This window comes from Sorangiineae bacterium MSr11954, from assembly GCA_037157815.1.
In the GTDB taxonomy this organism is placed as follows: domain Bacteria; phylum Myxococcota_A; class Polyangia; order Polyangiales; family Polyangiaceae; genus Pendulispora; species Pendulispora albinea.
In genome coordinates this window covers 7,384,626-7,394,430 of record CP089984.1, presented here as the reverse complement: position 1 = coordinate 7,394,430, position 9,805 = coordinate 7,384,626, and the positions used below count along the sequence as shown (strand labels likewise).

The window sequence follows — 9,805 nt, the reverse complement described above, 5'->3', positions numbered from 1 at the left end:
AATGACCACGCTCGAGCCGTCCGAGGAGCCTCGTATCCAACTCGCCGAATCGCCTTACTCGGAAGCCGTCGCCCTCATCATGAATCGGGCGGCTCCAGCCCTCGCCGAGCCGCTCTTGTTGTTTCGTGCGCTCGCCGTCAACGAGCGGGTCTTCGCGCGGGTCATGGCCGGCGGCCTCCTCGATCGGGGCTCCATCTCCATTCGCGAGAGGGAGATCATCATCGCGCGCACGACATTCCGCTGCGGCGCCGAATACGAGTGGGGGGTTCATGTCGCGACCTACTCGAGCCGGGCTGGTTTTACGCCACAGCAGGTGCGCGAGCTCTGCGCGAAGGATCCCGCGACCACCGCATTTTGCGGGCCCGAGCGCTCGCTCCTGCTGCTCTGCGACGAGCTGCACGACACGGCCAGCGTGAGCGACGGGCTCTGGAAGGAGCTCTCGAGCCACTACACCGCTCGGCAGCTCGTCGAAATCGTCGCGGTGGCAGGTTACTACCACCTCATCGCGTTCGTCGTGAATACATTTCGCCTGCCCAACGAGTACTTCGGAGCGCGTTTCGAAAGCGAAGCGCCTCCGTGACGGCATTATCCGAAGCATTCGAACGGAGAAGGTTATGGAACGAAAGCAAGCAATCAAGACCATCGAGCGCGCCAGCGTGAGTGAGTCGGAATGGCAGCAGCGGGTCGAGTTGGCAGCCTTGTACCGAATGATGGCCAGGTACGGTTATACGGAGGGGATCTTCCAGCACATCTCGCTGCGCCTGCGCGACGAGCCGAATCACATGTTGGTCAATCGCTTCGGGGTCTATTTCGAGGAGGTTACGGCCGGCAATCTCGCGCGAGTCACGCTCGACGGTGACACCTCGCGGCCCGAGTACGAAGACCTCAACCTGGCATCGGTGGGGATTCACACGCCGATCTACAACACTCGCCCGGACGTGAACTGCATCGTGCACACGCACAACGAGTACGTACAGGCCGTGGGCGCCCGACCGGAGGGGTTCATCCCCCTCGATCAGAACGGTCTCGCGGTGGCGACCCAGCTCGCGTACCTGGAATTCACCGAGCTCGGAGACGTCATCGACCCGAAGAAGCTCCTCGGCGCCCTCGGGAACAAAACCATCTTGATGATGCGCAATCATGGCTCACTGACCGCCGTGGACACCGTGCAGAAGGCGTTCGTCTATACGCGAAATCTCATCCTCGTATGCAAGCTGCAAGTGCTTGCAACCAGCATGGGACCGGATCCGCAGCGGGTGCGCCGCGAGATCGAGCCCGAGTATTACAAGGAGCTCGCCAAACAGCTGCCGCGCTACTTCGATCTCTATTGGAAAGCCGAGCTTCGCGCCCTCGATCGAATCGACCCCAGCTACAAGCATTGAGGTAAATCCGACCATGAATACTGATTTCGATTCGGCGGCACACCGCCGGATGGTCACCAAGGCCATTGCGGCCGTCTCCGTACTGTTCGGGCTTGCCTGCAAGAGCGGCGACCCGCCGGTTCAAGGCGACGCAGGGATCGCTGCACCGGCCAGCGTCTCCGCGGCCACCGTAGACCCTGCGATTCTGGCCTACGCACAGCACCAGATCGATCTCGCCTACGCGGGCACCGATCGCGACCCCCCGACGTCCGCCCCGAGGCCGACGCCGGGCAAGAACGTCTGGATCATCTCGCCCTCCGAAATGGGCGATAGCGCATCGGTCGCCACGAACGCGGCCAAACAGGCCGGCGAAGCCGTCGGCTGGAAGATGACACTTTACGATGCCAAGGGCGATCCCTCGAACTTCTCCAACGGCCTTCGACAGGCCATCGCCGCCAAGGCAGACGGGGTGATCCTTCATGCCATCGATTGTGCATGGGTAAAACAGCCCCTCGTCGAGGCGCGGGCGGCCCATGTGAAGACCGTCGCGTACCTCGCGCTCGATTGCGACGATCCATCGGTCAAGGGCGAGCCGCTCTACAGCGGGATGGTGAATTTCGGCTCCCAATTCGGAGATTACGCGACGCTCACGCGCGCATGGGCCGCGGTCAAGGCGGACTGGGTCATCGTACAAACCCAGGGCCACGCCAAGGTGCTCCAGTTTCGACAGGACGAGCTCCTGGTCCTGAAGTACATCCGGGAGGGCTTCGAGCAGGAGCTCGCCAAGTGCAAATCGTGCGAGGTGGTGAAATCCGTCGATTTCACCATCAGCGACTGGGGTCCGAAGCTCCGGCAGAAGGCTCAGGGCGCGCTCCTCCAGCATCCCGAGGCCAACGCGATCCATTCGCCCTACGACACCCCCATGCTCCTGGGCATCGCGAGCGCCATCGTCGACTCCGGCCGAAATGACCAACTCGCCGTCATCGCGGGCGAGGCGTTCCCCTCCAATGTACAACTCATTCGCGACAACAAAGGACAGGACGCCGCCAATGCGTATCCCGCGGAGTGGATGGGGTACGCGGCCGTCGACTCGCTCAACAGCGTCTTCCACGGTCAGAAGCCGCAATACGCTGGAATCGGCTATCGCCTCCTCGATCGCGAGCACAACATGCCGGCTCTCGGGAAAGGGTACGAGCCGTCGAGAGACTTTCGCGCGGCCTACAGGAGAGCCTGGGGGCTTTCGAGGTGACGGATCCGGTGCAAACGAATCTCTCGAAAGATGGTGGTCACGCCCTTCGCTTGCATGGGATCGGCAAGACGTTTCCGGGGACCCGAGCCCTCGACGGCGTGAGCTTGGAGGTTTCGCGCGGCGAGATCCACGCCCTCATCGGCAGCAACGGATCCGGCAAATCCACGTTGATCAAGATCTTGGCCGGCATCCACGCGGCGGATCCTGGCGGCGAGATCAGGGTCGGACGGACTCGCTTCGCGGCGAGTGAATGGACTCCTGCCTGCGCGCGGGCCGCCGGCCTGCATTTCGTGCATCAGGTTCCGACCGTTTTTCCGTCTCTCAGCGTGGCCGAGAACCTCGCCATCGGTCGCGGATTCGTGACACACCGGGGATGGCGCATTCGCTGGACCGAGCAGCGCGCGCGCGCCAAGCAGCTCATCGCGCGCTTCCATATCCATGCAACGCCGGACATGCCGGCGGGCGAGCTCGGACCCGCCGATCAGATGCTGCTCGTCATCGCGCGCGCGCTCCAGGATCTGGAAGACGAACACACGGGGGTGCTCGTTCTCGACGAGCCGACCGCGTCGTTGCCAGGGCCGGAGGTCGAGCGGCTTCTGGAGACGATCCGCCATCGCGCTGCGCTTGGGCAGGCCATCGTTTACGTCACGCATCGTCTCGACGAAGTGCTCCGGACCAGCCATCGCGTGACGGTCTTTCGCGACGGTCGGACCGAGGGCACCTTCGAGACGGCGGGGATGGACAAATCGAAGCTCGTTTCGCTCATGGTCGGGCGCGCGATCGCGCAGGACCCACGGCGCGCGGCAGCGCGAGCGAGCACGAACCGCGTGCTCTCGGTGCACAATCTGGCGGGAGGCGGGGTCTCCCGCGCCTCCTTCGACCTGCGTCGATCGGAGATCCTGGGCATTGCCGGCTTGCTCGGCTCGGGCGCGGCCGACATCCTGCGAATTCTGTTCGGCGTCGTGCCGATGGCCTCGGGTGAGATCATCCTCCACGCCCGCCGCTTTCGTCCGGAAGGTCCTCGTGCGGCGATGGCTGCCGGGGTGGCCTACGTACCGCCGGATCGGGCGCTCGAGGCGGCGTTTCCAACGATGAGCCTTCGCGGCAACCTCACGGGCGGTGGTGTGGCTCGCTACTTCCGAAGCCTGCGTCTGTTGCATGACGTCGAGCGCGCCGATGCCCGAGGTGCGATCGAGCGATTCATCATCCGGGCCTCGTCGACCGAGCAGCCGCAATCGACGCTATCGGGCGGGAACCAGCAAAAGGCCGTGCTCGCGCGTTGTCTCCGCGAACAGCCGGCGCTGCTGCTGCTCGACGAGCCGACGCAAGGGGTCGACATCCACGCGCGCTCCGAGATCCATGCGCTTCTGCGGGAGGCGGCGCAGCGAAGCACCTCGATCATCGTGGTGAGCTCCGACTTCGAGGAGTTGGCTGCGCTATGCGATCGGGTCATCGGTATGGTGCGCGGCCGAATCGTCGGCGAAGCTCGCTCCCCATCGCTCGATGGTCGCTGCCTGACGGAGCTGGCCCAGCTCACCCCCGAGGTGGGCGCGTGAGCAAGACGCACCTGCTGCTGGAACGCTACGTCCTTGCGCTGCTCTTCGTCGTGGTCGCGATCGTCTTCAGTGTCATGCTCCCGGGCTCGTTCGCCACGGTCCTGAACTTCCGCAACATCGCCGGGAACCAATCGGTCCTCGCCATCGTCGCGCTCGCGGCCATCATTCCATTGATTGGCGGCCAATTCGACTTATCGGTGGGGGCCGTCTTGGGGCTGACGTCGATCGCGACGGCCTCCGTGTTGTCGCGATTCGCGGCTCCCATGTGGATCGCTTTGATCGTCGGCCCGACCCTGGGCGCGGCCATCGGGCTGCTCAATGGGGTGCTCATCACCAAATTCGGGTTGAATTCGCTGATCACGACCTTGGGGGTCGCCACGACGCTAACCGGCGTCATTTCCTGGTACACGCGGGGCGCGAGCATCCTCACGGGGATCCCTCGGGCGCTCACGGACGCGGGGGGCGGTCTCTGGCTGGGTATACCTCGGCCTCTCTATTACCTCGCGGTGGTGGCTTCGCTGGTCTGGTATCTGCTCGACCACACGCCCTATGGCCGCTATTTGCAAGCAGTCGGCTCCAACTCGAATGCTGCGCGCCTGGTCGGGCTCGACGTCGATCGCATCGCCATTCTGAGCTTCGTGGCATCGGGCACCATCGTCGGCTTCGCGGGGGTGCTCGAAGTCGCTCGTGAAGGTGGCGCCAATCCGCAAATCGGATCGCTCATCACCCTTCCGGTGCTCGCCGTAGCCTTTTTGGGAATGACGAGCGTTCACCCGGGTCGCTTCAACGTGCCAGGAACGTTGCTCGCCGTCTTCTTTCTGGCTACCGCCGTAAGCGGCCTATCGCTCCTGGGCGTCGACAATTGGGTGGAATCGGCGTTCAACGGGGCGGCGCTCGTCATCGCGGTGGCCCTCTCGAGCATCCTCGGCCGAGGTCGCGATAAGACGGCGCCGGCCGTCCTCTGAGCGGTCGCATGCACCCGCCTCCTCCCACGTAGGCTACGTTTTCGTGCGCCGCGCGCGCAAGAACACCTCGACGAGCTCCTGGAGCAGCCGCGCCGTTCGATGTTCGCGATCGCGCTCGGGCCAATATTCCACGAAGTCGGCCGCGAGAATGGGCTTCTGCGGCGTTCAGGAGCCCGTCCTGCACGCGGGAGAGAATGCCGGCCGGCGCGTCCTGGAGGGGAGGGGTCGAGACCGGCACCACCATGGTTGCCCTACGTGGGCTGATCCTACGTTGCTGACGAGGTGACGAGCAAGATCATGAACCAGTATATGGCCCGGCGCCGGTCTTTCCGATTCCCGTGTGCATGACATCGAAGAAGCTCGCAAGGTAAAGGTGCGGCGGCCGCCACGGAATCCGCGTGTAAACTTCGACATCGAAGTGCCTGCGCGCGGCGCATCCCGCACCTATCGTTCGATGTTCGACGAAATGGAATCACGCGCCCGATATTTCGGTGAACGCCAGGGGGGAGACTCTCGAGCGCTGCCTCGAGGATCCATTGTTCGCCAGAGGAGCGCTCGCATATAGGATAGGCGGTTCGCGGGGGCGGCACAGATCGCGCCTTCGTTTGGCATCTGCGGCCCACGGAGGAGACGGGGACGTGCGGCGCTGCGCGGTCGCCGAGCAGCTTTTGACGCCAGGAACGTGGCCAGTGCTGCAACGGTGGGGTGGTCGAAGAGGTGCGTGAACGGGAGGCGGAGGTGAGGACGATTGCGGAGGCTCGAGCCTCGGTGATAGGGTCTGTCCATACGAGCCATATCGTTGTGGATTCGCTCCATGCGCGAACAGGTACCTCGATGAGGAGCGTCCTTCACGTCGTTCAAGATGGCGATTAATGTTTATCGATACGGTAATATGTATTTTTCCAATCGATACGCTATTTATGAAAGAGTTCACACCCGACGAAGGACGCCGAGCTACGGCTGTGCGCGTGCGCGGCGCGAGGTGCATTTCCGAAAATCATAGTACATCGAACTTGCTAAGTTTTTAACTTGCGGCATCTATGAACTCATACGAGTGCCTGCCCTTCTCCGCGATCGTCGCCCCTTCCAGCCGTGCTCGCCAATGCGTTCGATGAAGAAAAGCTCGCGAATTTCAGACGCGCCCGCGCGCCAAGCTCGTTCGGGGCGCGTCGTAAACCATGCACCGGATCGCCCGCGCCCGTGCGATTGTCGCATCGCGACTGCGTGGCGTGTGTGTGCGCGCATCATGTGCACATAGGACGTTGACCTCCCGATCCTAATTCCCAAGCAACTTTACTTTCTTGCTGGAAAGGCCGCGTGAAATGTCTCGATCGGCGCGTTTGGCCGCGTATACGCAGCAAATGTTTCCACCGCTGGCCACCGTTCCCTTCATGATGGCCTTCGCTTTGGCGGTTCACTTCGGGCTGCAGGCCCTCGGAGGGCAGCAACCCATTCGGTTGACATGGCGTGCCCTCGCGGGCGCAGCGAGCGTCTATCTTTTCGGGCTTCTCCTGCGCGTCTACGACGAAATCAAAGATGCGCCGTCGGACCTCGAGCTGGCCCGGGCCGGCGACCCGCGCTACGTCGACCGCCCCATCGTCAAGGGAACGGTGACCCTCGACGACTTGCGCGCGTACCATTTGGGCCTCATTGCTGCGCTCTTCGCGCTGAATATCCCGCTGGGATTTCCCTATGCGACCATCGCCTTCGGAGGCACGTTCCTCTTCGTATGGCTTTCGTCGCGTTGGTTCTTCTGGCCGGCGGTGTCGAAGAGCCTCCTGCTCGCGATGCTGACACACAACCCGCTACTGCTCGCGCTCGTCGCGTACATGGGTGGTGTCTATGTCCAAGACTTCGGCCTCGACGCCATCAATGGGTGGGCGCTGCCGCTGGCCATCGGCGTTTGGCTTCCCTGGACGGCATGGGAGACGTCGCGAAAAATCCGAATTCCAGAGGATGAAACGGCCTATGAATCGTACTCCAAGGTCTTCGGGCGCCGCGCACCGCTCGTGCCCGCGGCGCTGGTCCTGATATCCCTCTTCTGCCTTTTGCCTGCGCTGCGAGCTGCAGGTGCGAATGTCTTCTTGTGCGCCCTACTGTCGGTGGCTGCGGCAGTGCCCGTGCTCGCCTGTATGCGCTTTCGTCTGGCCCCCAGCCGCGAGCACGCGCGGCTGCGGCCTTATGTCGATGTCTACAGCGCAGTCGTTTACCTGGGCGTGGTCATCGCCCTCGGCATCCAGAGAGGGGTCCACCTTGGCTAGCTCACCGTACATTCCGTCGGCTTTCGAAGACGCAGATGCCTCTTCGAACGAGCGCAATGAGCGTGAAGATCTCCCCAAGATCCCCCTGCGCGGGCACTACAGCGAGGAGGCTCGTATCAAACGTCTGCAATTCTTGCGGCGTGAGACGCGAACCCTGCTCCCGGCGCTGCAGAGCACCTCGCTCGACGCGCGGCACCTCACCAAGAACGTGGAGCATCTCATCGGCGGCGTCGAGGTCCCGGTGGGCCTCGCCGGCCCCCTCCTGTTCACCGGTGAGGAGGCGCGCGGGCTCGTTTATGCTCCCATCGCCACCACCGAAGGGGCGCTGGTGGCGTCGGCCACGCGGGGCGCGAAGGCCATTTCGCTCTCCGGCGGCGTCAGCACGCGCGTGCACGATCAGCGAATGATCCGCGTGCCGATGTTCGTCCTCGGGAACATGGCCGAGGCGGCACGGTTCGCGGATTGGGTGCTCGAGCGAGAGCAGGATCTTCGCGAACGGGCGCGAGAGGTATCGCGCTACGCGCTGCTGGTTTCGATCAAGCCAGTTACACTCGGTAAGCAGGTGCATGTGCACTTCGTTTACCGAACGGGTGACGCGGCCGGTCAGAACATGACCACCACGTGCACCTGGCATACATGCCAGTGGCTGCTCGACCAAGCGCGCGCGGCGGGTTTTTGCATCCGCAACTTCTACGTGGACGCCAACGGCAGCGGGGACAAGAAGGCGACCTTTCAGTCCCTCATCGCCGGGCGCGGCATTCGCGTCGGCGCAGAATGCCTCGTTCGCCGCTCGATCCTTCAGCGCGTCCTCAAGGTCACGCCCGAGGAGCTCCACGCGTTTTGCGCCGCCGCCAAAGATGCAGCCCTCGCCACCGGCAGCGTGGGATTCAGCATCAACGCATCGAACCTGATCGCCGGGCTCTTCACGGCGACGGGGCAGGACATCGCGTGCGTCTACGAGTCGAGCCTCGCCGTGTTGCAGACCGAGGTGACGGCCGAAGGCCTGTATGCCTACGTCCAATTCCCGAGCCTCATCGTCGGAACCATCGGCGGTGGTACGCACCTGCCGCGACAGAACGAATATCTCCAAATCATGGATTGCGCGGGGCCGGGCCGGGCATCCCGCCTCGCCGAGGTCATCGCGGGGTATTGCCTCGCGCTCGACCTCTCCACGGCCTCGGCCATGGCGAGCGGAGAGTTCGCGTCGGCGCACGAGCGCCTCGGTCGGAATCGGCCGGTGGCGTTCCTCACGCGCGACGAGATCGACGCGCGGTTCTTCGACGAGGCGCAGCCGCGCAGCCGCGGCCGCGAGCGCATCGACGTGGTGCATGCGGAGGCGCTCGCGGCGCCCGTCGCCGGCAGCAGCATCCTCACCGAGTTGAGCTCGCGCAAGACGAACAAGCTCGTGGGGCTCTTCCCATATCGGCTCACGCCCCGCTCCGGTCTCCCGCGGACCATCGACGTGGTCCTGAAGCTCAAACCTTCGGATCACGAGGTCATCCTGATGGTGAATGCCCTCGCCGGCATGTGCGGGCCTCGGGTGGCGAAGGCCCACCTCGAGCACAAGAACCGCACCGGCTTTGCCGGCTGCCATCTGCGCGAGATCGCCTTGTACGAGCTCGACGATCCGCGCCTGCGCAAACATACGCCGCGCGTCTATGGCACGGTCCGCGACGACGCCCGCGAAATCCACGCCGTGGTGCTCGAACGCCTGAACGACGTCATCCTCATGGACAGCGCGGACGACGTGAGCGGGTGGCGCCCGGAGCACGTCGAGGCCGCGCTCCGCGGAGTCGCGCAGGTTCATGCGATCTGGTACCGCCGCGAACAGGAGCTCCTCGCCGAGCCGTGGCTGGGCCCCGTCACCACGGTCAACGAGATGGTGGCCATGGCGCCGCTCTGGGAGTCGCTCGCGGCGCACGCGTGCGACGAGTTCGCGTGGTTCACCCGCGACGATCGCGCCCGGAGCGACGCGCTCATCGCGGATCTGCCGAGGTGGTGGAGCGAATTGCACGCGCTTCCGCGTGCGCTGGTGCACAACGATTTCAATCCGCGCAACATCGCGCTGCGGCGCGAGGGCTCGATCCTCTGCGCCTACGACTGGGAGCTCGCCACGTGCCTCCCACCCCAGCACGATCTCGCGGAGCTGTTGGTCTTCGTGCTCGACGCGAACGCCGATCGCCGGGAGGTCGATCGCTTCGTGGAATACCACCGGCGCGCCCTCGAGCAGGCCAGCGGCTTCGCCATCGGCGCTGCGTCGTGGCGCACCGGCTATCGACTCTGCCTCCGCGATCTCTGGCTCAATCGATTTGCGCTCTATGCGATGGCCCATACGTTTCGCCACTACGGGTTTCTCGAACGTTCGATGCGCACCCTGCGCCGCCTCCTCCAATTGGAAGAAGGGCGGTCTTGA

7 protein-coding genes are annotated in these 9,805 nt (G+C 64.1%); all 7 read left to right on the top strand.

All coding sequences use genetic code 11. The features are described from left to right. The first annotated feature begins 1 nt into the window (after position 1). The 7 genes from LZC94_28670 (at position 2) to LZC94_28640 (ending at position 9,805) form a co-directional block, all read left to right on the top strand. Positions 2-580 carry a carboxymuconolactone decarboxylase family protein gene (locus LZC94_28670; GenBank protein ID WXB11821.1) on the top strand — a complete coding sequence of 193 codons (579 nt, stop codon included), beginning with the start codon at positions 2-4 and terminating at the stop codon, positions 578-580. 34 nt (positions 581-614) lie between these two features. Continuing rightward, positions 615-1,382, top strand: coding sequence for a class II aldolase/adducin family protein (locus tag LZC94_28665; GenBank protein ID WXB11820.1), 768 nt, complete (start codon positions 615-617; stop codon positions 1,380-1,382). A 13-nt stretch (positions 1,383-1,395) separates the two neighbouring features. Further along, the gene (locus LZC94_28660; protein ID WXB11819.1) at positions 1,396-2,610 is read left to right on the top strand and encodes a substrate-binding domain-containing protein; all 1,215 of its coding nucleotides are present in this window, start codon (positions 1,396-1,398) and stop codon (positions 2,608-2,610) included. An 8-nt stretch (positions 2,611-2,618) separates the two neighbouring features. After that, on the top strand, positions 2,619-4,166 hold the full coding sequence (locus LZC94_28655) for a sugar ABC transporter ATP-binding protein (protein WXB11818.1): 1,548 nt from the start codon (positions 2,619-2,621) through the stop codon (positions 4,164-4,166). Then, the gene (locus tag LZC94_28650) at positions 4,163-5,131 is read left to right on the top strand and encodes an ABC transporter permease (GenBank protein ID WXB11817.1); all 969 of its coding nucleotides are present in this window, start codon (positions 4,163-4,165) and stop codon (positions 5,129-5,131) included. Before LZC94_28655 ends, LZC94_28650 begins: the two co-directional genes overlap by 4 nt. A gap of 1,322 nt (positions 5,132-6,453) precedes the next feature. Beyond that, positions 6,454-7,392, top strand: a complete 939-nt coding sequence (locus LZC94_28645) for a hypothetical protein (protein ID WXB11816.1) — start codon at positions 6,454-6,456, stop codon at positions 7,390-7,392. Then, entirely contained in the window at positions 7,385-9,805 is a 2,421-nt protein-coding gene (locus LZC94_28640; GenBank protein ID WXB11815.1) for a phosphotransferase, read from the top strand. The genes LZC94_28645 and LZC94_28640 overlap by 8 nt, the downstream gene beginning before the upstream one ends.

Coding starts and splice junctions, on each gene's coding strand:
- LZC94_28665 (WXB11820.1), top strand. CDS start 615: ATGGAACGAAAGCAAGCAATCAAGACCATCGAGCGCGCCAGCGTGAGT.
- LZC94_28660 (WXB11819.1), top strand. CDS start 1,396: ATGAATACTGATTTCGATTCGGCGGCACACCGCCGGATGGTCACCAAG.
- LZC94_28645 (WXB11816.1), top strand. CDS start 6,454: ATGTCTCGATCGGCGCGTTTGGCCGCGTATACGCAGCAAATGTTTCCA.
- LZC94_28670 (WXB11821.1), top strand. CDS start 2: ATGACCACGCTCGAGCCGTCCGAGGAGCCTCGTATCCAACTCGCCGAA.